A 24,619-nucleotide genomic window follows, 5' to 3' on the forward strand; every position below is an offset into this window, starting at 1 on the left:
ACGACGTGAGGCCACTGTCCGCGAGGGCCGGACGGTCCCGAAAGTCCCACTTATACGCCTCTTGACGAGGCCCGATCCACCCGGAGAAATCTCCGGTACCGCGATCCCGTGACGGGGGCCGCGACGCCGAGGAGACGCCCTACCGCGCACGGGCTCCGTGAGGCTCCAGCCGACGCCCGCGCCGTGCTGTACGAGGAGCGCCACATCGGGTGCGATGCCGAAGCGCGATCCAGCGGCTCGTCCAGTACGCCGAGGTCGCGCAGGCAGGTCGGGAGCGCGTGCGGTGTCCTCGGCGTCCGCTGCCCCGGCGGACACCCGGAACTCGGCGCCACACGGCAGCCGGCCCCGCCGCGACCTCCGTACGTCCCCGCGTCACGCGCCCCGACGAGGGTGCGACCGTGCGGCCGCGCCCTTGTCGGGGTGCGGCCGCACGGGGTGGGCCGGGTCCGAGGGCTCCTCGGGTCAGGACTCCCTGGTGAGGATGCAGAGCAGGGAGCAGGCGACGGCCGAGGACGGTGCGCTGGTGGTCGGCGGGGTGCCGGGGGGTGCGTTCAATCCGGAGAAGGTGGCCGATGCCGTGTTCTTGAGCGGCAGCGCCAGCAGGAAGGAATCGCAGTAGACCTGTCGGCTGGAGCCCACCGCGAGGTCGAAGGTTCCCGCCGCCGTCCGGCAGCTGGGGGTGGTGGGGTCATTGACCGTCACTCCGGTCGCCGCGACGGGACCGGTGTTGGTCACGGTGATCCGCCAGTACGCGGTGCCGAGCAGTTGCAGCAGGCCCACCGGGCTCTTTTTGGCCCAGGGCCCCGCGCCGCCCGGTCCGCACGCGTGCGGGTTCGACACGGTGCAGATTTCCTTCTCGACCGTCACCTGAGGCTTGCACTGCGCGCCGGGCGCCACGGCGAGTTCGACGGTGTTGGAGGTCAGGGCGCCGGACCCGTCGGTAGCGGTCGCGGTATCGGAGACCTGGGTGACCGCGCAGTCCGCCGCCACGACGGTGCGTACACAGATCTGCGGCGCGTCGCCCTGGTAACTGGCCACCAGAGCGGGGTGGTTGGTGGCGGTGAAGTCGGCCGCGCTGTTCAGGACCAGTTGGACGGTGACGGTGATGGCCGGATGATCGGCGGCGGAGATGCCGCTGAGGTCGACGGTGCCGGCCGCGGTCAGGGCGGGCGTGGCGAGGACGGTGCCGTCGGGGTCGGTGACCACGGCGGCCGACGCGGCGAGGTTGACGTGGCTGAGGTCAAGGCCTTCCAGCCGCGCCTCGGTGTACCCCTGGACGTGGCCGGACGCGCCGTCGCAGTAGAAGTCGGAGGGCTTGAGGGTGACGGCCGCACCACTGTGGACGCACGGAGTGGACCCCGTGCCGGGGTCCACGGAGAAGAGGATGCCCGCGTCTCCGAGGGCGATCAGGCAGCGGGTCGTGGCGTCGTAGGTGTAGCCGTAGTCGCGGGTCGCTCCGCCGCCCACGCCCGGGTGGGTGGCGGTGGCCGGGAACCCGGCGCACGGCTGCGCCGTGGTCCAGCTGTAGCACAGGGTCGCCCCTGGGACGGGCCCGCCCCAGACGGGGAAGTAGCTGCGGGTGTCGGTGGCCGTGGCGACGACTTCGGGATTGAAGACGAGGACGCCGTTGCCCACCGCGCCGAGACCGGTGGCCGGTGCGGCGAGGGGCGCGCCGTCGATCCCGTAGCACGTGGTCAGCGGCGATCCGCCGTTGGTGGCCGCGGTGCACACGCCGCCCGCCGCACCGGAGGCGGTGTAGGAGGTGAACGCGTTGTACGTGTAGTGCGTGGCACCTGGGCCGGCCGGATGCGCGGTGTCCCAGCCGGCGCAGATCGTGGCCGTGGCCGGGTCGAAGCAGCCCAGGGCGGGCGCGGCGGCGAGGGTGGACCCGCTGCTCTGCGGCGATGAGGAGGCGAAGACCTTGCCGCCGGCCGTGGTCATACCGCCGAGGTAGAGCGACCCGGTCCCGCCGGGCAGGTCGTGGTTGGGCCGGACGACGGGGGCGTACGGCTGTCCGGCGCAGGGCGTGCGGCTGGCGATCTCCAGGCAGAGCACCTGGCCCGTGCTGGCGACGCCGTACAGGTTCCCGGCCTCGGCGACGAGACCGGCCATGCCGTTGGCGCTGGACGGGGTGCCGCCGGTGGCCCGCAGGGCGAAGAAGCCGCAGTTGGCACGGGCCCCGAGGTCCAGACAGCCGACGCCGAGCGCTGCCGCGGTCACCGCCGGGTAGTAGAGCACGCCTGGCCGGCCGGGGTCGAGAACGTACTGGGGCGTCAGGGTGCTGCTGATGTTCCCGGTGTTCCCGGAGCCGAGGGGACCCGGGGTGGTGTTGAGGGGGCGGGGCCACGGGCCGCCCGTACAGGGCTGCCCGGTCGACAGGTTGCTGCACACGGCTTGCGGCGCGGCGGGACCGGTGTGGTGGTACATGTTCCACGCCTCGACGTCACCGCTGTCGGTGCGGTGCAGCACGGGGGTGAATCCGTCGCCGCCGGTGGACTGGGCGGTGGGCCGCACCGGCGGCAGGAGGTTGGTGGCGAGGGCGGTTCCGCCGGGGCGGGCCGCGGGGTGGCTCGCGCGCACGGCGCGGGTCGCGGATCCGGGGTCGTCGGCGACGAAGGTCGTCCCGTCGGTGGACCAGGCGGGAGTCCAGCCCGGAGGCACCTTCAGGGAGCCGGGGACGTACGTCTGCGCGGTACCGGCGCCGGCGATGGGGTCGGTGACGACGGCGGGCGCCGGGGCTCCGGGAGCGGAGTTGGCGTAACTGACGGCCCAGTTGACGGTGGAGCCGTGGTCCAGCGGGATCCGGCCGGGGTCGGTCACGTTCTGGGCGGTCTTCACCAGGGTCGACGCGGCGGCGGCCCCTTCGGGGGCCGGTTTCGAGGCCGCCGACGTGGTGGTGACGCCTCCCGCGGCGGTCAGCGCGAGGGCGGTCAGCATGGCGGCCGCTGCGGTGCGCAGCGGCCGCCGGGAGCGGTATGCGGGCACGGGACGGGACATAGGCTTCCCATTCTGTGGCGTGGAGCGCGCACCAACGGAGGTGCATGACAGGTGCACGCAGACGCATACCGTAGGGGTGTGGTTCCAATCCGTCACCGGCTTTGTCGTAGCAAGACGGATTCCGACAGAAAATGGGCATCAAGTGTCGGAACCGGCAAAGTAGTTGCCTGTTTAACTTCTTGAACCTTCGTGATCGAGTGCGGATTCTGTCCGGCAGCAGATCCTGGTTTAGGGCCGCCGTGCGTGCGGCAGCAGGACGCGGGATGCACGCCACCTCCGGCTCCGCCCGCGCCTGCGATCATCACGGTCACCCGCCACAACGACACCGGACCGCCGTATGCGGTCGGCTGGCTCTGCCTCTTGATCACGTGACCGTAGGAGCTGACGTGCGCCGTCGCGAACAGCCGGTACCCTGCCCGTTCCCGGTGCCGTTGGCCAAGGCGTATCCGCAGCTGGTGGCGTTGTGGCACCCGGACCGCAACGCCGGGTGTTCCCGAACTGCGGATGCGTGGAGAGGGTTCGGCCTGGCACACGGGAGGCCGAGCACGAGCAGTGTTACCGGTCGCACCCGGGAGTCCGAGGAGAACGCACCATACATCAAGGCCGGGCTCGCCGAGGCGGCGAAGGCCGCAGCCGGCCCCGCGGAGCAACTGCTCGACACGCTCACTCTGCCCGAGACGCTCCCGGCCAACCTGGCGGTATCCGCTGTCGGGCAAACCGTGCGAGCGCGTCGACGCGAAGCATCTGGCATTCGTCAGCGGCCTCGGGTGAAGCCGCCGCGTGACCGGCCGAGGCCCTCACCTCCCGCACCGCCCCACCGAGCGGGTGACGAGGTTCTGCCGGTTGCTTCCGTAACTGACCAGGGCCCGATCTGCTCCACATGGGGGGGCGGTCGGGCCCTGGACCGTGACTAGACCTCTTTGTGCAGGACTTCGGCCTCTTCGTATTGGGCGAGTGCCAGCCCGAGGCCGAACCAGGTCGCGGGCCAGGTCGCGGTGAAGATCCCCCACCGGTCCGCCCGGTCGATGCCCGCCGGTTCCACCTTCATCGACGTCGCCCATGAGGCGATGGACAGTCCGATGGTCAGGCAGGCGACGGTGTACGCGTGTTCGCTCCGCAGGCCTTTGTCGTGCAGCATCTTGACGATCATGGTGCTCCTTGGGATCCGACGGCGTAGCCTCCACCGTCGCCCACATGCCGGCATCACGCATCTCGGAACCTAGCTCCGCCGTCGTCGGCGGCCAGGCGCTCGGGAGCTGCGCAATCGCACCTTGGACGTGGCTATCGTGCAGCTTCCGCTGCCTCGACGGCTGACTTGATCCCTTCGAGGGCTTCGACCAGGCCGTGGTCGACCTGTGCGCCTTCAACCTGCTCAGTGTGCAGTTCCACGGAGAGCCGTGCGTGGTGGGCGTCGTCGCCAGGGGATACGTGCAGCTTGCCGCGGTAGTCGTGCGGGCCTGGTGCGCCCCATTCCAGCGACTTTCCCTCCTCGAGGACGTGAATCCAGGCTTCGCTCGTGACGTCCTGTTCCGGTTCACCGGGCGGCTCGATGTGGGCGGTGACGGTGACGCGGTCACCGTCATGCGGTTTCGCGGAGGTCAGGCGCGGCATGTAGGCGGGCAGGTTTCGCACGTCGGCGAGGTAGCTGAAGAGCGTGGCCGCGGGAACCGCCACAGTGATCGATGTGTCGTAGTCACCCATGAGGTACTGGCTTCCCCGAACAGATCGCCCCCAGGCAGCGAAGCTCCGCAGCTCACCCGAGTGGCAGACCAGCGTGTCCCCGGTGCCGGTGCCGGTGCCGGTGCCGGCCGGCGGTCAGGTTCCGCGGTGCCTGGACCCCGCTCTGCCGCCGTGCCACGCACGTCCGCTGGCTGCCCGGCGTATGGGCCGTCCAGGTGAGGCCCCGCTGCCCACGCCCCTGGCCGTGCGGCGGCCGGCCAGAGGTGGCTCGGGGCCATCGCCGGAGGGGGCGGCGCTGAATTGCGCGGTCCGACCCCGAGTACGGCACGCCACCGGACTCGGGGCACGAGGTCCCTACGCGGAGGGGCAGGGGCGGGCCTTGCCGCGGCTGCCCCAGGTGGCAGGGTTGTCGAGGCCCGGTGGCTGGTCAGGCAGGAGGCCGCACGCCATCCATGTCGTCACGCTCTTGTCCGTGTGTGACTCCAGGACGTAGACGGCTTTGTTCGGCGGATACTTGTGGCGGCTGTCAAGAGACAGGAGGCCCGATGCGCCCGAGAAGTTCTGGACGCCCGGGTTCGACAGGCGCGCGTACACGTCCGTCGGCTGGAACGGTGCGCTGCTGTTCTGTGGTGTCTTGTACTGCGCGTAAACCGAGTTGATCACTTCGGAGGCCACCCGGAGCGCGTCGTAGGCCCCTGCCGCGTTCCCTTCCGGCACCGAGCCGTCCTTGAAGACGCTCCGGAAGCGGACCGTGAATTCGGAGTACGGGCTGTCGGGGCTCACCGTGCCCGTGGAGTTGTTGAGCATCACGTAGTAGGGCTTCAGCACGGAGTGCTTCTGGAGCATGTCTCCCGGATCCTGCATGTACGTCGCGGCTGTGCTTTCGGAGAAGACGGCAACCGGCTTCCCGTCCGCCTTCCGGCAGTCCGCGCTTGCCTGCAGGGCGTCGAAGAGTTCCGGCATCTCGCCCGAGCGGCCCGCGTACAGGATGTATCCACCTGAGGCTCGGATCTCGGCGCAGATGTCGCGCGCCACTTCCGAGACGATCTGTCCGTTGCGGTTCTCGTAGTAGGGGACGTTGACCACCTTGCCCCCCTTGTAGTGCTCGGTGAACTTGCGCTGGAGGTCGGCGCTGAAGAACTCGTCGTCGGGGTCGTAGACCACCACGGCCGTCCTGCCGTCCTTGCTCGTCGTGAGCTCACCGATCTGCTCCGAGTACGCGGCGAACTCGGCCATCACCTCGGCTATGCGGTCGTTCGAGGGGGACACCTGGAAGTAGTAGGAGGGGGCGCGCTCGTCCACCATCCTGCTGCCGGTGACGGAGTTGCCGATCACGGGAATGCTTGCGGCCGAGATCTCCCCGACCGCGGCGAAGGAGGACGGGCGGCTTTGGGTGATGCCCACCACGGCAGCGATCCTGTCCCGGTCCTTCCGCTCGATGATCTCCCGCGCGACATCCGGTCCCTGGCCGTTCTGGGATCCGTAGGCGAAGTACTTTCCCGCGTTGGCGATCAGCAGACGTATCTGGACGATGTCGCCCTCACGGCTGTTGACCTGGTTCTGGGCCGCCAGCGTGCCGCGCAGGCTCTGGATGCTGACCGGGGTGGAGTCGCCGGGCTCGGCGGTGAGCGGGGCGAAGAACACCACTGTCCGGTACGGGCGCCCGCTCGTGACGGCGTCGCGGTTCTGCTCCGCCGCGACGGCTTCCAGGGCGAGCAGTTCGTTGTCCCGGCCGGGGACGCCCAGGTGGCACTCGCGTCCGTCGGTGACCCCGACGATCTCCCCCGAACTGACCTTGTGGCACGAGGGTGACGGTCCGGTATCGCGCTCGACGAAGTACAGGCCTCCGGTCACCAGGACGCAGACCACCACCGGGGCCGCCAGGGCCCGGGCGTAATCCCCCCGGCCGCTCGCCCGTACGGTGACCTGCGGGTTGGTCTCCACCCACCGGTCGGCCGGCCCGTCGTCATCGCTCGCGGACAGCGGGACGACGTACACGGCCGAGGCCGAGCCCCTGGTGTACAGGCTGTGGACTCGGTCGGCCAGCCCGGTCACGCTTCGGACGTCGGCCGGGACGGTCTGCGCGTAGGACGGCGGCTCACCTTGCAGCGCACCGAGGACCATCAGGGGCGCGGGCGGCTCGGTACGGACGATGTCCGCGTAGGTGTCCAGCAGCTGACGGACCGGAGTGCCTTCCTCGCCGACCTCGGGAAGCAGCAGGACGAAGGGCCAGCGCCGGCGGGGCCGGTGGATCCAGAGCCGGGACGGCGAGGCGGCCTTGGACAGGTCGTTGAGCAGGGCCATGAGCAGCATCCGCTGGACCAGGGCGTGGTTGCCGCGGGCGATGCCGGAGGGGGTGATGGTCAGCGCCATCCGGAGGAAGTTCGCGCCCTTGGGACGCCGCGAGCCGACCCAGCGCAGGCTGCGGCGTCTGCTGAGCCACAGCCCGTACACGCGGCGGGGCAGCCCGACGACCAGAAGCTGGAACAGGGAGAGCCAGATGTTGACCAGGAAGTTGTCCCCGGTGGCTCCGGCCAGTCGCGCCAGTGTGCCCAGGAAGGGGCGCCGGAGCAGGAGCTGGAGGTACAGCTCGTCGCGCAGCCGGCGGCGTTTGGTTGCCATGGAACCGGCGCCGACCGGCACGTCCAGGGCGGCACGGCAGGTGTGGAATCGCGGCAGCTTCAGTTCGCCTGCGCCCGGGGGCATGGTGCCCTCCAACTGCTCGACGATGGCGTCCAGCAGGGCGACGTGCTGGTCGGTCACGCCGCCGGGGCCGGCGGCGCGCGCGGCGGCGTCACCGTCCTCGATCAGGGCGTGCGGGACGAGGTCGACCGTACGGCCGAGATCCTCCTCGCACAGACGGTCTCGGTAGCCCAGAATGACGGTGCGGCCGGTGGATGCCTGCGTGGTCCCGGGCGGAGCCGGATCCCGCTTCAGCAGCATCACCGGTAACCGTCGGCTCGCGCTCCGGTTTCCGGCGAACGTATCGAACTGCTCGATCAGGTATTCGATCCCCTGGGGAAGCGGCCTTTGCACGCTGCTCCTCTGCATGTCAAGACGCCAGGCGACGATGCCGGTCGTCCTCCGGATACGCCGCCGCAGGGCAGAGCTCGGCCAGGTGTCATCACACCCAAGTGGTCACGATCGACCACCTGCCCCCCAGCGGCAGTGAGTTCCGCCACACTAGCGGGATGCGCTGCCGCGTCGCTGGCGAACGAGTTGCTTGCCGCTGCCGCCTCTCAGGCGCCCTTGGTTCCCACTGAGTGCGGTGGGTGGTTGCTCTGGAATCGCACGTGCACCGCGTGACGGGACGCGGTATGCCGTGCCGCCCGTGCGCGGCTGTCGACGGCGGCACGGCCGAGCCGGTCGGTCACCCGCCGTTCCCCCTGTACCGGACACCGCTGCTACGGCAGCCGCCCGAGACCGACGGGCATGGGCCGGGCGCCGCGCCGGCAACTGCCGTCTGCAAGGGGGCATGAGAATCGATGGCCGCCTTGCACGTGGCAGGGGAGGCCGGGGTCGCGGGCCAAGAGGGCGGCTTGGGCGCGGTTGCCCAGAAAGGGGCACGTTGCGCTGCCAGAGCTTTCCGGGCACAGCCAGGAAAAGCGACCTCTCCGTGGCGCATTCGCGGAGAGCCGCGTAGGGGCCGTGCCCGCCCGCCGCAACGAGGCGGGATACGTCTGCGCTGGGCTCCACGCCGAAGCCCGCCACCGCGCTCCAGGCGGCGTCGACCGACGGACCGAGGTCGTTGCCCCGACGGCGTCCACCGTGAGGGTCAGCTTCAGGCGCGGTTGAACAGGTCTCCAGCGTTCACCGGAATCCGGGCACCCCGTGTTGGTCCCGGACGGCGGGGCACGTCCCGGCCCTCGGCGAGCCACTGGCGCTCGACGGCGTCGTAGATCGGGGTGTCGGACACTTGCCAGAACTCCTCGGCCAGCCGGGCGAATCCGGCTCGCTCCGGAGGCAAAACGATTCTCTGCTCCATGCCCGGGTTCAACGAAGCGGGGCGCCTGATGTGGCGGCGCGTGACCGTTCCGTCATGAACCGAGGCCGCAAGGATGGCTGAGCCCGGGAGCGACGACGACCCCTGGCGCCGGGGGGTAGGAGCCGGGGCCTGGCAGGATGTCGGCGGTCAGGACGAAAGCGACCTCGGTGCGGCCATTGCGCGGCTTGGGCCCCAGCATGGCGGTACACGCCTGACAGCAGGCGGGCGGGGAGCATGCTCACCCTTGTCACCGGACACCTGGTCCGCTTTCCGACGCCACCGCCCCTGTCACGAGCATTAACCCCCTGCGCCACGTTCCGTAACCGAAATAGTGCGGATCGTAACGCTTCGTGCGAGCGTGGGGACGAGGAATCCTTCATCCCCGCATCAAGAGGAGTCGCCGTCATGGGCGGTATGCAGGACAAGCGCCAGGAGCCGGGCAAGGGCCGCGAGGAGCAGCAGCGCCCGCAGCGGCCCGGTCAGGACCCCGTCCACCCTCAGCCCGGCCAGCCGTCCCGCGGCAAGAGCCCCGAGGAGATCAAGCGGCGCCGCGAGGACCACCCGCTCCACGGAGAGCGAGACCTGCGCGACGAAGAGCTCTAGAACAGAGCGGCACCCCACGCACGCAGAGCCCGGCCGGTCCCCAGTCACCCCGGCCGGGCTCTGTCATTTCCTCCCACCGCCCACCGGCAGCCAGGCCCGGCTGATCCGCCTCGGGCGAGCACCGGCTGTGAGCCCCGCTGGCCACCCAGGCACTGGCGCGCCCCCAAGCACGTACTCCGCGTACGTGATGCTTCTCCTGGGCCACTGGAGCGAGCCGCGGGTGTTCCAGGGGAAGGAGGCGCGGCCCGGGAGATCACGCCGATGGCAGGGCGGTCCCGGGCGTACTGCTGCACATGCGGGCGCGGCGGTGTTGTCATCGCGCCGAGCGGCGTGACATACGGCGAGGGGGAGCCCGGTGGACGGGCTGCAGCTGACCGATCCTCGGCAAGTGAGGCGGTACCGAGCCACCGGCATGGGCCTTTCGGTACAGGGGTCGCCCAGGTGCTCAACTTCCCCACCGCGTATGCCGAACCGGACATCACCCGCCTGCCGCAATGCCTTGAGGTCGTCGCCCCGTGCCTCGCCAAGCCCCCGAACGGGCCCGTCCGTCGCAGCGCTGATCAAGGAATTGGCCGTGGTGCGGGCCGACAGTGATCCCCTGACCGAGGTCGCCTTCTCAGCCGACCGCCCCCAGCCGGCGCCTGCGCCCCGTCCGGTCACCGGAACGGCAACACCAGCCGCGTCAGCCGAGCCGGCCTGGTCGCGCCGCCTCGCTGCCGCCCCCTTGCGGCTGGTGCGTGCCGGGTTTCCTCACCGAAGGCCGAGTCGTGACGCATCAACCCGAAACGGCTGCCAGGAGATCTTCCAGCCCGGCTTCCTCGGAGTCGGGCGAGGCTGAATCGGCATGACGGACGTGCGCTCGTCTTCGCTCTCGCCGGCTGACGGTCAACGTTCGATGAGAACAATCCCTTCTCCGCACACGGGATGGAGGACGCCCCGGCTGGGGAGCTGTACAAGCCGGCCGACAGCTGACTGCGGGAGGGGAGAGCGTGGGGATGGGCACGGTGGTACTGGTGTTGTCAGCCGTCATCGGCGCGGCGGCTCTGATGGGGGTTCTGGTGCGCTCTGGGCGCCGGGAAGCCGCAGCGGAGAAGGCACGACTGGCAGAACAGGCAAGGATCCAGGCCGTCCGGTCGATGGAGGCGGTCTGGGCGATGGATCCGCTGCAGTTCGAGGAGTACGTCGCGGAACTGTGCCGCCGCGACGGATGCGTCGACGTGCGCCGTGTGGGTGCGGCGAACGATCTGGGCGCCGACGTGATCGGCAGGCTGCCGGACGGCCGGAAGCTGGTGGTGCAGTGCAAGCGCTACGCGAAACACCGCACTGTCGGAAGCCCGGACCTGCAGAAGTTCAACGGCACCGCGCGCAGCGAACATGGAGCGGACATTCCGCTCTTCGTCGCCTCATGCAAGTTCACCAAGCAGGCCCGAGCCTTTGCCGCCCGCCACGACCTGGTCCTCGTCGACGTGGACCTGCTTGGCTTCTGGAACAGCGGCACCGCCCTCACTGCGCTGCTGGAGCTGGACATCAACCGGTCTGGCACCAACCGGCGGCTGGCCCCTGACAGCTGAACTCTTCCATCGCTCAGCGTCGATGCCCTTCCAGACGTGCCCCAGCCCGCGGCGCCGGGCGGCGGGCGCCGGGAGCAGATGCGAGGCCCGAACCGTTGACACCTCGGGCCTGACACGGGCCGGCGGGTCACCGCTCCGGGTGCACTTGACCGCCGCACCGGGCGTTTGGCGACGTCAGGGACCGGCTACGTCCTAGCGTTGGCCCGGCATGCCCCAGGCGTGTCACGCCGGGACCCGAACCCAACGGAGGCACATCACCATGACTGTCGAAACCTCGGAGCTCACTGGGGACTACGTCCTCGACCCCGCCCACACCCGCATCGGCTTCGTCGCCCGCCACGCCATGGTTACCAAGGTCCGCGGCGCCTTCCACCAGTTCGAGGGCACCGCGCACCTGGACGGTGAGACCCCCGCCAATTCGAGCGGCCAGATCGTGATCAAGACCGCGAGCATCGACACCGGCGTCGAGCAGCGCGACCAGCACCTGCGCACCAACGACTTCCTCGACGCGCCCAGCTTCCCCGACATCACCTTCCGCACCACCAAGGTCGAGCAGAAGTCCGACACCGACTACCGGGTCACCGGCGACCTGACCGTCAAGGACACCACCAAGCCCGTCACCATCGACTTCGAGTACACCGGCAACGCCGTCGACCCCTACGGCAACCTGCGTGTCGGCCTGGAAGGAACGGCGACCATCTCCCGCAAGGAGTTCGGCGTGACCTGGAACGCGGCCTTGGAAGGCGGCGGCGTGCTGGTCGGCGACAAGGTCGTCCTGGAGTTCGACATCTCTGCGATCAAGCAGTCGTAACAACACCTGATCACCCCGGTCCCCCGACCCTCCACTCCCACTCGTCTGCTGCCGGAGCTCATCGACGCAGCCGCTCCCAGGTCGGCACGGCGTGCCCGCGCGCACGGCAGGGCGCAGCGAGGAGCAGTTCGCGCGCCTCGGCGGTGGAGGGCGGGCACGGCTGGTGAGGACGGCGCTGTCGTAAGGGCGAGTGCGCCGACCGCTTCGCCGTCATCGATCTCCCGCTGGAGGCCGAGCCGGCCATCCGCATGACCACCCGCTCGGTGCCCATCTCCTCGACGTGCTGTCAGCGACGAGTACCTCGCGGCCTCTTCACGGGTTGTCGTCCACCGCCGGCGCGGGCGGTTCCAGTACGGCGTTGATGGTCAGGTCAACGGCAGCGACGGCGAGGCCGAGCATGTGGTGTGCCGCACCCAGCACCGCTCCGCGGACCTCTTCGGCCAGCTGCGGCAAGGGATCGTCGAGGGCGGCGGCGATCGTCATGGAGACGGTGTGCCAGGTGTCGCCCTCCTGCACGGGCGAGAGACGGCAGCTGGCGGCCCGGGCCCCGGGGATGCTGTCGGCTGCCCGCCGCAGCACCTTCGCGGCAGTGCTCTCGGCGATGCGCCGATTCCGGTCGGGGTCGTCGAGCAGCAGCATGGCGCCCAGCCGTGTCTCCGCGCGCACGGCGCTGATGATCCGATCGGCGAGGCTGTGGTCGTCAGGGCGATCCTCGGCACGCAGGGCGCGAGTGGCGCGGTCCAGGGCTGCCAGCCCCTCGATGGCCTCTCGGCAGAAGGCGCAGCCGGTGGTGTGCGGGTCGATCGCGGCTGTGGCGGGAGCGCGGGCCTGTTCCCAGACACGGGCGAGTGGGCGCCCGCAGGGAAGACGTTCACTGCCGAAGTCCAGCCCGGCGTCTGTTTCCGGGCGGCTCCCCGATCCGGGGCGGTCCGGGCGAGCGGGGGTGTCGTCAGGGGTAGGGCGCGGGTGCGGGTCGTCTAGTGCCATGGGCGCATCGCCTCCGTCAAGGCGCGTCGTGCGCGGAAGAGTCGGCCGCGCACTGTCTGTTCGCTGCAGCCCACCACGTGTGCGATATCGGCGTAGGTCAGGCCGTGCAGCTCCCGCAGGATCCAGCACGCCCGCAGCTCCGGGCCGAGTTCCCAGAGAGCGCGTGACAGGGCGGCTGCGGCGGCGTGCGACTCGGCGACTCGTGGCGGTGAGCTGCCGGGGTCGGCGGTAGCAGGTTCGGGAAGCGTGTCCAGGGGCAGCAGGCGCGGCAGACGTTGCATGTTCAGACACCGGTTGGTGACGATGCGGTACATCCACGTGCCGAAAGAGGCATCCCGGTGGAATTCCGGCAGCTGTCGCCAAGCGCTGATGAAGGCGTCCTGCACGGCGTCCTCGGCATCCATCGGGTTGCCGAGCAGGCGCTGCGCGAGGGCGAGCAGGCGGCTGCCGTGCCGGCGGACCAGAGCCGCGAACGCATCGTCGTCGCCTTCCCCGGCCCGTACGGTCAGCAGGGCGTCCGGAAGGTCCCCGTGGACATCTTGCCCTGGCGTACGCCTCTGCCCTGCTGTGACTGCGCCCTCCGGCTGTGTTGTGGGCCGCGAGGGGAGTTCGGGCCCGCGCGGGTGTCGCGGGGGCCGGGGTCGGGACATCTGCCGGGGTCGGGACTTCTGGCGCATCGCCCTCTCCAGCGCGAAGGGCTTGTGTGATCTTCTGCCTATTTCCGATCATAAGCGGCTTTCGAGGCACATACGGCGTGAGGGATGCGTGTGCCGTGTGTCCAAACAGTGGAGGGCACCACACCGGTGCCCGGACGGGACACCTGGGGAGGTTCCTCATGTCGGACACCATCAACCCCACCCCCGGCGGGGCGGAGCCCGCGTCGAGCCCTGCTCCGACCGGTCAGGTCGGCGCCGGCACCGCGCCCCACTCCCGGGGCCGGACGACCATCTCGGACAGCGTGGTCGAGAAGATCGTGGGTATGGCAACCCGCGAGATTCCCGGCATCCACAGTCTCGGCGCGGGTATGGCCCGCACCATCGGCGCCGTGAAGGACATGGTTCCCGGCGGACGCAGGAGCGTCAGCCGTGGCGTGAAGGTGGAAGTGGGTGAACGGCAGACGGCCGTCGACCTCGACGTCGTCGTGGAGTACGGGGTGGCCATCGTGGACCTCGCCGGCGAGGTCCGCCGCAACGTCATCTCGGCCGTGGAACGCATGACCGGCCTGGAAGTCGTCGAAGTGAACATCACCGTCGATGACGTCCACCTGCCCGACGAGGAAGACGACGAGGACCTGGACGGCACGGCGACGCGCGTGCAGTGACCCACACGCGATCCGCGCGCCAATGCCCCGGTCGCGATCCGCGAGCGAAGTGCGAGCGAAGCGATCCCGACACGGCACAAGCAGATTGTTGCGAAAGAGCAGGTGAGTGAGATGAGCGCAGCGGCAGTGGGCCTGCTGGCCGGCATGGCTCTGGGATTCGCCGCATTCTTCGGCGGATTCTGGGCCTTCCTCCTGGTGCTGGTCCTCGGCGCGGTCGGCCTGGGGCTCGGCCTGATGGCACAAGGTGACGTACGGACGTCAGACTTCCGTCGCCGGGATCGGCAATGACCTCGCATCCCGTCACCGGCCCGTCCGCAGGATCGGCCGACGCCTCACCCGTGGCGGCGGTGCCCCCGGCGGAACGCGGCGCCACGGTCATCCCGGACAAGGTCGTGGCCCGCATCGCGGCCCGGGCCGCCCGGGAGGCGCTGGCCGGGGGAGCGGCGGCGTCACCCGAGCGCGGCAGTCCGGGTACTCCGAGCGCCTCCGTCACCACCGGGAACGGCACGGTGCGACTGAGCCTCTCCATGAACCTGCCCTATCCCACGGACCTCGCGACCGCCTCTCGCCGCGTGCAGCAATACGTCGGCGAGAAGGTCAGCCGACTGACCGGGATGAAGGTCACCGAGGTCTCTGTGGTCATCGAGCAACTCGTCGCCTCCGGCGGCCCTCGGCAAGGCCGTGTGCAGTGAGCGGCCGGAAGCGGCATCTCCCCTCGGAAGGAGAGCCGGCATGAAGCGGGACCTCGATCAGCCGGTTCGGACGGAGCAGTCGGGCACAGCCGATGGCGGCGCCTCAGGCGCGGTCGGGCGACCGGCCGGGCACACCCCCGGACCCGGGCAGCCAGGAGACGGTGTCGTCCGCGGGCACCGACCGTGGTCCGCCCGCCGGATCCCCGCCGCGTTGATCGCGTTGGTCGTCGCGGCCGCCGCCGTGCTGCTGTTGGTGGACGTCGTCAGGGTCCGCGTCGGCCGGTCCGCCGCGGCCTGGCGCACGAGCCTCGCTCATGAGCTCGCCACCCGCCCTCTCGACGACGTCTGGGTACGGATCGGCGCAATCGTCGTCGCCCTGCTCGGGCTCTGGCTCATCGTGCTGGCCCTCACCCCGGGCCTGCGCCGCCGGCTGCCGCTCAAGACTTCCGACACCGACGTGCGCGCCGTACTCGACCGCGGAGCCGCGACCCTCTTCCTCCGCGACGCCGCTCTGCGCGTCCCCGGCGTCAGCCGTGCCACGATCCACCTCGGCAGACGCCGCCTCGCAGCCCGAGCGGACGTACGGTTCCGTGATCCGGACGAGGTCAGGGCCGATGTGTCGAGTGCCCTTCGGGAACAGCTCGACCGGCTCGCCCTGGCCCGCCCTCCCCACCGCATCTCCGTCCGGGCACGTCCCTCCCGGAAGTGACGTGCCGGACACCCCCGCCGACGACACAGCACAGGACGGCTCCCATGAAGAGGCAATCGGTGATCAACCGGATCCTTCTGGGCCTGGCAGGCCTGGTCCTGCTCGGTTCAGGGCTCGTGGTCCTCGCGGGCGGCTTCAACCTCTACGAGCGCCGGAACCTCACGCCCCCCGACGGCTGGCCGTTGACCACCCCCGGAGCCGTCGTCATCAGCGACGGCACCCGTACCCGCTGGACGGACCAGGGCTGGTGGTGGCCCGTCGCCATCGCCGTCCTGGTCGTCATCGCCGTGCTGGCCCTGTGGTGGCTGCTGGCCCAACTCCGCCGGACCCACCCGGGGCGGCTCCGACTGGGACGACCGTCGGCACCCGCGGACGGGGTGGAACTGAACGAGCGCGCCCTCGGTGACGCCTTGGCCGCAGACGCACGCGGCCAGGCCGGCATCGGCCAAGCCACGGCGCACATGCTCGGAACGGCTCGCCACCCGGAAGCGCACCTCGACGCCACTCTCGCCCCGGACACCAACCCGGCCGAGGTCCTCCAGGCGCTGTGCGACGGCCCGCTGACCCGAGCCCGGCAATCCACGGGCCACAGCGATCTCCCCTTCCAGGTGAACTTCCGTACCAGCCGGCACAAGCCACGTCGCACGGAGTAGCCGGAGGCAGCCCACGGCACGGTGACCGTATGACGAGCCGAAACCCGCGGCGCGCGGGGGCGCCCTGAATCCGCGCTGCCAGCCGTCCGACCTGCGGCGATACCAGTTTCGGGTTACGCTGCGCAGCCCTCCGCTCGGCCGCGACTCGGCGATCACAGGGCCGTTGGGGTGAGCGCTGTGTGGCGACCGGCGTAGGACCGGTAACAGGGCTGGCTGGGCGGGCAGGGTTGATGCGCTCTTCCCGTCCCCGTCCCCACAGCAAGATGGAGCATTCCGTGAGTGCAGACATGTGGAGCTACGACCCCGCGACGAACTACACGCCGGGCACCCGCCTGATCGGTTTCAAGGTCGAAGCCAGTGACGGCCACATCGGCAAGGTCGACGAGCACACCGAGGACGTCGACGCGTCGTACATCGTCGTGGACACCGGACCGTGGATCTTCGGCAAGCACGTCCTGATCCCTGCCGGCGCCATCGCCCGCATCGACATGAACGACGAGAAGATCCACCTCAACCTCACCAAGGACCAGATCAAGGATTCGCCCGAATACGACAAGGAGGAGCACCGCGGCGACGCCGCTTACCGCGGCCGGCTCGACCAGTACTACGGCCACGACCACAGCTGACCCCGCCGGCCGGCAGCCGCTGCGGCTCCCACCACGCAGGAGAGCCGCAGCACCCGGGCCGGCCCGACCCGGGTCGCGAAGCGCCGGGCGGGGTGCCGGCGGAGAGGGCGGCCGAGCCCGTGCCTCGTCCCGCAGCGTCGGCCCGATCGTTGATGGCGGCCCGTCTCCGTACGAGTACCCGCGCAGCCGGATCCACGGTGTCCCGTCCTTGAGCGGAGCGGCCGCCCACCGAGTCATCACCGCTCCTGAACCGCGACAGGCGGATGCTGTCCGCCGGTGAGGTTGAAAACGCCCTCTAGCTCAGGACGTTCGCCCACTGGCCGAGGACCGAGGGAAGCTCCCCGGCGTCCACCCAAGCGCGGAACAGTTGTTCACCCCGGCGATCCGGAGTGCCGGTGTACACCGCGACAACCACGCGGTCGTGCATGAGCGCGTCATCCCTGCATCCCCCGTTCTCCTTCCACACGGACACGAACCCCTGGCGGTACGTCAGCGGTCCGACCTCGTACACGTTTTCGGCTCCGCGGTCTCCATTTATGTTCACAGCAGGACCCTACGGCCGCTCCGCCCCTCGTGGACCGGGATTGAACGATCCGTCCGGCAGGACGGCGCAATCCGGCGTACTCGGACACTTCCGCGGTGGTACGCCACCATGCTCACGATCCGTAAGAGAGCTCCTCACTCCCGTCCGGCCGGAGCTCGATGCGGTCCGGGGCCAGGTCGACCGCCACGCGGTGCTCCATGCCCAGGGCCGCCAGGAACTTCCGGGGGAGCTGGACGCGCCCGGAGCGGTCCAGGACCACGTACTCGCGTTCGCTGACCGATTCCTCGCCGTGCTCGTCGGTGACCAGGCTGCGCAGGACCTCGCTGCTGGTGCGGCCGTCGCGGATCGCCACCGTGCGGCGGACCTCGCCCGCCACCATGGGGTCGTGCGTCACGATGACCACCGTCACGCCGAGCTCCTTGTTCACCGTGCGGAAGGTCTCGAAGACCGCCGCGGCTGTCTCCGAGTCCAGTTCGCCCGTGGGCTCGTCGGCCAGCAGCACCTTGGGATCGTTCGCCATCGCCACGGCGATCGCGACGCGCTGCTGCTGCCCGCCGGACAGTTGCGCCGGGTGCCGGTGGGCCAGGTCGCCGATCCCGAGGGCGTCCAGGACCTCCGCGACCCGGGCGGCGTGGCGTGCGGCCGCGCCGCGACGGGAGCCGCCGCCCTTCAACTGCATCGGCAGCGCCACGTTCTGGGCGGCCGTCAGGAACGGCAGCAGATTGCGGGCCGTCTGCTGGAAGACGAAACCGACCGCTTCCCGCCGGTAACGCAGCCGGTCCCGCGCCGACAGCTCCAGCAGGTCGTACCCCGCGACCGCCGCACTGCCCGCCGTCGGGACGTCCAAACCCGCCAGGATGTTAAGGAGGGTGGACTTGCCGCTGCCCGAGGCGCCGACGAGGGCCACCAGGTCGCCTTGGGCGACGGTCAGTTCCAGCCCCTGGAGGGCCTGGACCTCGATGCCGTCTGTGCTGAAGATCCGGACCAGACGGTCGCAGGTGATCGCGGCGTCCACCGGGGCGGTGCGGGGCTCCGCGGCGGCCGTCGCCCTGCGGCGCAGTTCCTCGTACGTCGGCTGCTCGGTGTTCAACGCTGGTCTCCCGCTCTCAACTCGGTGGTGATCTGCCGTCGCCCGGATGTCGCCGCCTCGACGAGCACGGCCGCAGCGACCAGGGCGGCGAGGCCCGCAGCCGGTATCAGCACGGGCCGCGCGGTGAGCCGTACCCCGGCCGGCACGCTCGCGCCGACCAGCGTGGACAGGTCCATCGCCGGGCCCAGCAAGGCCACCGCGGCCGCCGCCACCAGAGCCCCGCCCAGTGCCGCGGCCAGCGTGTGCGGCAGGGCCTCGGCGAGGATCAGTGCCACGCCCTGCCGGCGGCGCAGCCCCATGGTGCGCAGCCGGGCCAGCAGCGCCGCACGTTCGGGGACGTTGCGCATCAGCGTGAGCAGTACGGCCAGCAGTGCGAAGCCGGCCGCCGCCGCGACGGAGGCCCAGAAGAGGCGCTGTGCCGACCGTTGGAGCGGATCGGCGGCCAGCTCGGCGACGGCCTCCGCGCTGGTGCGCACCGGATACGCCTCGTCGACCGGGAGCGCCTGGGCAGTCGGATATCTCACCGCGCCGGGCGCCGCGGTCGCAGCCGCGTCCGCCGCGCCGGCCGCCGGGCGCGTGGCCCGAACCAGCGCGCGCAGCCCGTCCGCGGCTGGGGAGCCGAGGCCGAACCACCGGTTCGGGCGGTCGACGCCGTGGATCGAGGCCGTCGCGGGGCCTGCGGGCAGGACGACGGTCACGCCGCCCGGACCCGGCTGGGCGGGAGTGCAGTCGATCACGCCCGTGACCCGCGTCCGCAGCTCCCCGCCGCTGCCGGCCCGCAGTACGTACGTGCCCGGCGCCGCCTGCCGCGCCAGGTCGGCGCTGAACAGGGCGGGCACCGGGGCATCGGCGGACCCCGCGCCGCCTCCGGCCAGCAGGGCGGGGTCGAAGGCGCCGCAGCCGAGGGTCCGGGAGAGCTCCGCGTAGGCGGCGGGCTCGGCGACGATCAGCGTGACCTGGGTGGTGCCCTGGGCGGTGCCGAGGACGAAGGAGTCGTGGTCGATCCACAGCGGCACGGACGTCCGTACGCCCGGCAGCTCGCCCGCGGCCTTCGCGAGCCCGTCCGGGAGCGGGGAGTTCCCGGGCGCGGAGATCGCCGCGTCGCCCCCGACGGTCAGCCGGGCCACCTCCAGCCGGGCCGAGTCCACGGACTGCAGCACGGCGGCCCCGAATCCGCCGGTGGTGATGGCGAGGAGCAGGGCGACGAGCGGCAGGACGGAGGGTCCGCCCCGGCCCCGGGCGCGCGCCCCGCTCGCCCCCGAGCCGCGGGCGGCCCGCGCCAGCCCGAGGAAGCCGACGAGCCCGGAACCGCGGCCGGCCGCCCGGGCGAGCCAACCGGTCACCACGGGCTGCAGCCGGGCCAGCAGCAGCCCGCCGCACAGCGCGAGCAGCAGCGGAGCCGCGACCAGCAGGGGGTCCATGTCGCTGCCGGCGGGGGAGATCCCGCGGCGGCGGACCTCCAGCACGGCGGCGCCCGTGGCGGTGAGCACGAGCAGCTCGCCGACGGGCCTGCGCCACCGCGCGGCCGGGCGCGGCGGAGCCAGCAGGACGGCCGCCCGTACCGGGAAGGCCAGCAGCGCCAGCAGAGCGACGGCCGCGGCGGAGAGCAGAGCGGGTGCGAGCCGGGGCGTGGGCAGCAGCAGTACGGCCAGTGCGGCGGCGGCCGCGGCCGCCGGGAGCACCGTGACGGCGCCCTCCCCGAGGAGACGCCCGACGATGCCGACCCGCGAGCCGCCCCGCGCCAGCAGCAACCGTAGCTCGGCGCCCCGGCGGTCCGAGGCGAGCGCACCGGCCAGGCACAGCACGACGAAGGCGACCCCGCCGACCCCGGCGGGCCCGATCGCGGCGAGCGGAGCCGCGGCCTGTCTGCGCACGCGGGCCTGCTCGAACAGCTCGGACAGCCTCGAAGTGCTGCGCAGCAGATCGCGGTTGCTCTCACGGGCGAGTGCGGCCGCCGTGGGCCCCGCGACGTACGAGGCGACCTCCCTGGCCGTGGCGTCGAGCCGGTCGGCCTGCAGCCGGCCGATGTCCACCGGAAGCCGCCAGAAGTCCACGGCCGTGCGGCCCCAGCTGTCCAACCGGTCGAGGTCCCCGGCGCCGACGAAGGCGTCGACGTCCCAGGAGAGGTTCTCCCCGATGTAGTGCTCGCAGGCGCGGGCGAGGCACCCCAGGTCGGCCCAGAAGTCCTCGGTCTCGTCGGGGACCGTGTACAGACCGACGACCTCGACGGACGGCGTGCCGTGGAGCTGGGGCGCGCTCGTCAGGACCGACCCGAGGCGGGCGCCGAGGGTCTCGGCAGCGCGCTTCGAGAGCGCGATCTGCAAGGGCCGCGCGGACCCGGCGGGGTCCTGGGCGCCCTGCGCGGGTGCGCCCCCGGTGGCAGCGGCGGGGGCGTCGCCCGGCCAGCGCCCCTCCACCAGCCGCACGTGCGCCTGCGCCTGCCGTACGTACAGCAGGGCCATGTTCGGCGGGAAGCCGGACGGCCGGGACAGTTCCGGATTCACCAGCGGCTGCCGCTTGACGGTCCGGCTGCCGTGGATCACCGCGTCCGCGTCGATGGGCAGGCTGCCGCCCGTAGGGGCGAGCAGGTCCTTCAGTGTTCCGTCCAGGACCTGGGTACTCTGCCCGGCCTCCGGGGGCGGCGCGGTCGCCAGCAGGCTGGTGTCGCTCGGCCCGCTGTGGTGGAGGAAGGACCTCAGGGCCTGGTCGGCGCCCCGGTCCTGGGCCCGTGGCAGCGCGGCGGCCAGCAGGACGGCGACGAACGCCAGCGCGGCGCCGAGCACGGTGGCCACCGGCGCCGCCCGCAGCCGGGTCCTGACCCACGGAGCGGGCCGCGGCCCGGACCGCGGGGTGGCGGCGGACGGCGGCGGAACGGTCGGCGGCGGGGTGGTCACATCTCCTCCACGGGGCGCAGCCGGGCGGCGATGTCGCGGCCCCGGGGGCCGCTGAACGCGGCCGACAACAGGGGAACGGCCGCGATCGCGGCGGCCGTCAACAGGGTCTGCCAGAACGGCATGTCCACCCGCACGGGCGGGAAGGGCAGTTGTGCGGCGGGCGTCAGCACCACCAGGGGCGCCATCAGATGGACGAGGGCGACACCCAGCCCGGTCCCGACCGCGGTCCCGAGGACGATCAGCACCCCGCCCTCGGCGGCGGATGCCCCGGCGAGCGACCGGCGCGGTGTGCCGAGCGCGAGCAGGACGGAGAACTCCCGCCCGCGTACGCGCCGCTCGGCGGCGGTGGACGTCGCGAAGCCGATGGCCGCCAGAACCGCGCAGGCGACGGCGAGGGCGGCCAGCGCGCTCTGCGGCCCGGCACTCAGCGGGTCGTCCAGCAGGCCCGCGGTGATCTCCTCGCGGAGCTGGACGCGTTCGGTCCTGGCCCCCTCGCGCAGCGCGGCCGCCGCGCGGGCCGGGACCGGGTCGGCAGTCGAGGCGGCGGGCAGCCACCACTCGGTGGGCGGGGCCGGCTGCTGGCCGGCGGACTCCAGCAGGAACCGGCCGAGGGTGTGCAGGTCGACGGCGAGCGCCGTCCGTCCGACCACGGGGAGGGCGTCCACGGCGGCGGTGATGCGCACCGGGACGGTCGCCCCGTCCAGCGTGATGCGGACCGTATCGCCCACGGAGGCGCCGAGGGACCGCAGGTAGTGCGTGGTGGCGACGGCCGGGACGGAGGCGGCTGCCGGCGCGGCGGGCGCCGGGAACAGCAGGGCGTGCACTCCCTTCTCGGTGCCGAAGCCGCCTTGGTAGCGCAGCCGCAGCAGGTCCGTGGAACCCGCCGGGACCGGGGTGACGACGGCGGCCTGCGGGGAGCGGGGCTCCTGCGGGGGCGCCGACCGCCAGCCCCCGGCGCCGCCCGGGCCGGGCCCGGAGGATGCGGGGGGCACGGCGACCGGTACGGCGGCGCCGTCCGCGGCGTCGGAGACGGTGATCCGGCGCAGGGCCAGTTCGCTCCCGTCGCCCGCGGGGCCGCCGTCCCCGGCGTACGCGAGGCGTATCCCCGCCAGCGTCAACGGCGCCGCCGCCGCACCGACCGGGGCGTCGGTCAGGGTGTCGAGGCCGAACGGGAGGGTGGCGTCACCGCTGGTGGGCAGCCTGACGGGCGTCGTCCCGTGGGTCGCCCCGAACCGGTCGCGCAGCAGCAGGCTCACGGTGGCCCAGCTCGTACCGGCGGTCCGTACCGTCACGTCGAGGTCGATCCGGCGGGGCGAGCCGGGCAGGGCGATACCCGGGCCGGCCGCGGGGGTGCCGGCCGGCCCCGCGCCGGTGGCTCCCGCGCCGGCGGCGAGCGGGGTGAACAGCTCGCGCATTCCGTGGCCGCCCCGCAGATCGGCCCGTAGCGGCACCCGTTCGCCCACCTTGGCGGCGTCCAGCGCCACGACGTCGCCGACGCCCCCGCCCGGCAGCTGCTGCTCCTCGCGGACCACCGGGATCAGCCGGTCCCCGCCCGGCAGCGCCCCGTAGCGTCCGCCCTGCCCCATCGCGGACATGCTGCTCCCGGAGATCCGCAGACCGCCGGCGGTCGCGAAGTCGGCCTGGTCGCGCTGGGACGCGGACCACGCGGTGTGCTGGCCGAGGGCCAGGGTGCCGCTGGAGACGGCGAGGACCAGCAGCAGCACGGGCCCGGCGGCGCGGCCCGGCCTGCGGGCGAGCTGCCAGCCGACGAGGGCCGGGCCGAGGCTCCGGCCGCGCGCCGCCAGCCGCCCCCCGGCCCTCGCCGCGAACGGCAGCAGCCGCAGGACCAGCAGCGTCCCCGCGACCAGGGCGAGGGACGGCGCGGCGACCAGCACGGGTTCCACGCCCAGGTCGCCGGCCGTGGAACCGCCGGCCCCCGGGGCGTCCGAACCCCGGTGGTACGACAGCTGCTGGTAGCCGAGTACCGCGAGGGCCACCACGGCCAGGTCCAGGCCGGAACGGGCGGCGCCCCTCACCACGGCCTGCCTGCCACCGGCGCGGCGCAGCACGGCGGCCGAAGCACCGCGCAGGACGGAGGGCAGGGTCGTCAGCAGGACACAGGCCAGGGCGCAGCCGGCCGCGACCGGCCACACCAGCCAGGTGTCCGGGATCTCCAAGTGGACCCGCCCGAGCGGTCCGACCCGGCCGAACAGGTGAAGCAGGGGCGGTGTGAGCAGCGGTGCGAGGACGGCCGCGGGCAGCGCGAGCAGCAGCGACTCGGCCGCGCCCAGCGCGCCGAGGCGCCGGCGGGAGGCGCCGCGGGCGATGAGCAGGACGCGCTCCGGTTCTTGACGGATCGTCATGAGGTGGGACACGAGGAGCAGTGCGGCGGCCGAGAGGACGCCGAGCTGGAGGGCACCCGCCAGCAGCGCGGACCGGGCCACGAGCAACCCGGAATGCAACTCGGCCAGCAGTGCGGGGAGTTCGGTGGAGGTCCGGAGTGAGGTGGTGCGCTGGAGGGAGATCCCAGCGGTGTTCGCGGCGGTCGAGACGGCGGCGGCCTCGGAGGTACGGATCGTGCCGAGGTCCGGGGTGAGGAGCGTGCCGCGGTACTCCTGGAGGAGGCCGCCCGTCGTGAAGGCGGTGTCGTCCACCATGAGCGGGCCGTAGGTGGTGAAGGCGCCGGCCTGGATCTCCCGGCCGCCGAGCGGGTCGAGCCGCCAGTACCCGGCGTCCGGATCGGCGGCCCGGTACACGCCGGTGACCAGCACGGTCAGCGGAGGGCCGCCGAACCGGTCGTCCAGCCGGACCGGCGCGGGCAGCGCGGACTCTGCCAGTCCGAGCCGTGCCAGCGCCGCCCGGGGCACGGCCACTTGCGGCGGAGTGCCGCCCGCGACGGCGGCGGCGACCGGCCGCGGCCACTCGCCCGCGAGCAGCCGTACGTGCTCGTGGCCGAGCGCGGCGAGCAGGGTCAGGTCGGCGTCGCGGCCGGAAGCGGCGGCGCCGGGGAGCCCGTACGAACGGCTGAGGGCCACGCTCTCGGAGGCCACCGGAAACCGCCCGAACACCTCGTCCGCGAAGCTCCGTACGGACTCGTCGTCCTTGGCGCGGGAGGAAGCGGGACGGCCGCTGGTGACCACGACGGTGGTCCGGGGTCGTTCCGGGCCGGCCAGGGTCCGCCGGAGCCCTTCCTCTCCCACGCCACGGGTGAAGGCCGTCAGCGCGGTCAGGGCGGTCGCGGTGATCAATACGGTGAGCAGTGCGGCGACACCGAGCGGCCATCGCCCGCGCAGTCGGCGCACGACGAAGCCGAGCACGTGTGCAGTTCCTCCCCCATCCGGACTTTCGGTACCGGATAGCGGACGATGCTGTCAGATTCGGGCGGTGAGAGGAAGGGACTTGCGTGAATAGCGTGACAGGTGCGCAAATGTGAGCGGAAATCCGCAGTGGCGGAAT

Annotated in this window: 19 protein-coding genes; 9 read left to right on the forward strand and 10 right to left on the reverse strand. The window is 72.1% G+C overall.

Going from position 1 to position 24,619, the window contains the following annotated elements; all coding sequences use genetic code 11:
- Positions 1–462: 462 nt before the first annotated feature.
- From ACS04_RS34645 to ACS04_RS34665, 5 genes are all read right to left on the reverse strand, one after another.
- The gene (locus ACS04_RS34645) at positions 463–2,985 is read right to left on the reverse strand and encodes a DUF7617 domain-containing protein (protein ID WP_245236700.1); all 2,523 of its coding nucleotides are present in this window, start codon (positions 2,983–2,985) and stop codon (positions 463–465) included.
- A 922-nt stretch (positions 2,986–3,907) separates the two neighbouring features.
- A complete protein-coding gene (locus ACS04_RS34650) occupies positions 3,908–4,147 on the reverse strand; it encodes a hypothetical protein (protein ID WP_048480833.1) in 240 nt (79 codons plus the stop codon).
- 131 nt (positions 4,148–4,278) lie between these two features.
- The gene (locus ACS04_RS34655) at positions 4,279–4,698 is read right to left on the reverse strand and encodes an SRPBCC family protein (RefSeq protein ID WP_048480834.1); all 420 of its coding nucleotides are present in this window, start codon (positions 4,696–4,698) and stop codon (positions 4,279–4,281) included.
- Positions 4,699–5,031: 333 nt separating this feature from the next.
- Positions 5,032–7,620, reverse strand: coding sequence for an ABC transporter substrate-binding protein (locus ACS04_RS34660; RefSeq protein ID WP_048480835.1), 2,589 nt, complete (start codon positions 7,618–7,620; stop codon positions 5,032–5,034).
- 838 nt (positions 7,621–8,458) lie between these two features.
- Positions 8,459–8,662 carry a hypothetical protein gene (locus ACS04_RS34665; RefSeq protein ID WP_048480836.1) on the reverse strand — a complete coding sequence of 68 codons (204 nt, stop codon included), beginning with the start codon at positions 8,660–8,662 and terminating at the stop codon, positions 8,459–8,461.
- 405 nt (positions 8,663–9,067) lie between these two features.
- Here ACS04_RS34665 and ACS04_RS37180 point away from each other — a divergent pair, with 405 nt between their 5' ends.
- From ACS04_RS37180 to ACS04_RS34680, 3 genes are all read left to right on the forward strand, one after another.
- The gene (locus tag ACS04_RS37180) at positions 9,068–9,265 is read left to right on the forward strand and encodes a hypothetical protein (RefSeq protein WP_078865655.1); all 198 of its coding nucleotides are present in this window, start codon (positions 9,068–9,070) and stop codon (positions 9,263–9,265) included.
- A gap of 995 nt (positions 9,266–10,260) precedes the next feature.
- A complete protein-coding gene (locus tag ACS04_RS34675) occupies positions 10,261–10,836 on the forward strand; it encodes a restriction endonuclease (RefSeq protein ID WP_048480838.1) in 576 nt (191 codons plus the stop codon).
- Between the two features lie 259 nt (positions 10,837–11,095).
- Positions 11,096–11,647, forward strand: a complete 552-nt coding sequence (locus tag ACS04_RS34680; RefSeq protein ID WP_048480839.1) for a YceI family protein — start codon at positions 11,096–11,098, stop codon at positions 11,645–11,647.
- Positions 11,648–11,959: 312 nt separating this feature from the next.
- On the opposite strand, the gene ACS04_RS39915 is transcribed toward ACS04_RS34680, so the two are convergent.
- Complete coding sequence (locus ACS04_RS39915; protein WP_245236701.1) at positions 11,960–12,313, reverse strand: hypothetical protein; 354 nt, start codon at positions 12,311–12,313, stop codon at positions 11,960–11,962.
- A 311-nt stretch (positions 12,314–12,624) separates the two neighbouring features.
- Positions 12,625–13,284 carry an RNA polymerase sigma factor gene (locus tag ACS04_RS34690; protein ID WP_078865673.1) on the reverse strand — a complete coding sequence of 220 codons (660 nt, stop codon included), beginning with the start codon at positions 13,282–13,284 and terminating at the stop codon, positions 12,625–12,627.
- A 185-nt stretch (positions 13,285–13,469) separates the two neighbouring features.
- On the opposite strand from ACS04_RS34690, the gene ACS04_RS34695 reads away from it, so the two are divergent.
- From ACS04_RS34695 to ACS04_RS34720, 6 genes are all read left to right on the forward strand, one after another.
- Complete coding sequence (locus tag ACS04_RS34695) at positions 13,470–13,955, forward strand: Asp23/Gls24 family envelope stress response protein (protein WP_048480841.1); 486 nt, start codon at positions 13,470–13,472, stop codon at positions 13,953–13,955.
- A 111-nt stretch (positions 13,956–14,066) separates the two neighbouring features.
- A complete protein-coding gene (locus ACS04_RS38815; protein WP_048480842.1) occupies positions 14,067–14,243 on the forward strand; it encodes a hypothetical protein in 177 nt (58 codons plus the stop codon).
- Positions 14,240–14,647, forward strand: coding sequence for an Asp23/Gls24 family envelope stress response protein (locus ACS04_RS34705; RefSeq protein WP_048480843.1), 408 nt, complete (start codon positions 14,240–14,242; stop codon positions 14,645–14,647). Before ACS04_RS38815 ends, ACS04_RS34705 begins: the two co-directional genes overlap by 4 nt.
- A gap of 211 nt (positions 14,648–14,858) precedes the next feature.
- A complete protein-coding gene (locus ACS04_RS34710; protein ID WP_209441841.1) occupies positions 14,859–15,356 on the forward strand; it encodes a DUF6286 domain-containing protein in 498 nt (165 codons plus the stop codon).
- A gap of 44 nt (positions 15,357–15,400) precedes the next feature.
- Positions 15,401–16,009 carry an alkaline shock response membrane anchor protein AmaP gene (gene amaP, locus ACS04_RS34715; protein WP_048480845.1) on the forward strand — a complete coding sequence of 203 codons (609 nt, stop codon included), beginning with the start codon at positions 15,401–15,403 and terminating at the stop codon, positions 16,007–16,009.
- Between the two features lie 275 nt (positions 16,010–16,284).
- Entirely contained in the window at positions 16,285–16,635 is a 351-nt protein-coding gene (locus ACS04_RS34720) for a PRC-barrel domain-containing protein (protein ID WP_048480846.1), read from the forward strand.
- A gap of 656 nt (positions 16,636–17,291) precedes the next feature.
- Here ACS04_RS34720 and ACS04_RS34730 read toward each other — a convergent pair.
- Genes ACS04_RS34730 through ACS04_RS34740 form a run of 3 tightly spaced genes read right to left on the reverse strand, consistent with a single transcriptional unit; the run spans position 17,292 to position 24,480 of the window.
- The gene (locus ACS04_RS34730) at positions 17,292–18,269 is read right to left on the reverse strand and encodes an ABC transporter ATP-binding protein (protein WP_048480848.1); all 978 of its coding nucleotides are present in this window, start codon (positions 18,267–18,269) and stop codon (positions 17,292–17,294) included.
- Positions 18,266–21,163, reverse strand: coding sequence for an FtsX-like permease family protein (locus ACS04_RS34735; protein WP_048480849.1), 2,898 nt, complete (start codon positions 21,161–21,163; stop codon positions 18,266–18,268). The genes ACS04_RS34730 and ACS04_RS34735 overlap by 4 nt, the downstream gene beginning before the upstream one ends.
- Entirely contained in the window at positions 21,160–24,480 is a 3,321-nt protein-coding gene (locus ACS04_RS34740) for an ABC transporter permease (protein WP_053081119.1), read from the reverse strand. Before ACS04_RS34740 ends, ACS04_RS34735 begins: the two co-directional genes overlap by 4 nt.
- Between the last annotated feature and the right edge of the window lie 139 nt (positions 24,481–24,619).

Origin of the sequence: Streptomyces roseus, from assembly GCF_001044425.1 — a bacterium.
Classification (GTDB): domain Bacteria; phylum Actinomycetota; class Actinomycetes; order Streptomycetales; family Streptomycetaceae; genus Streptomyces; species Streptomyces roseus.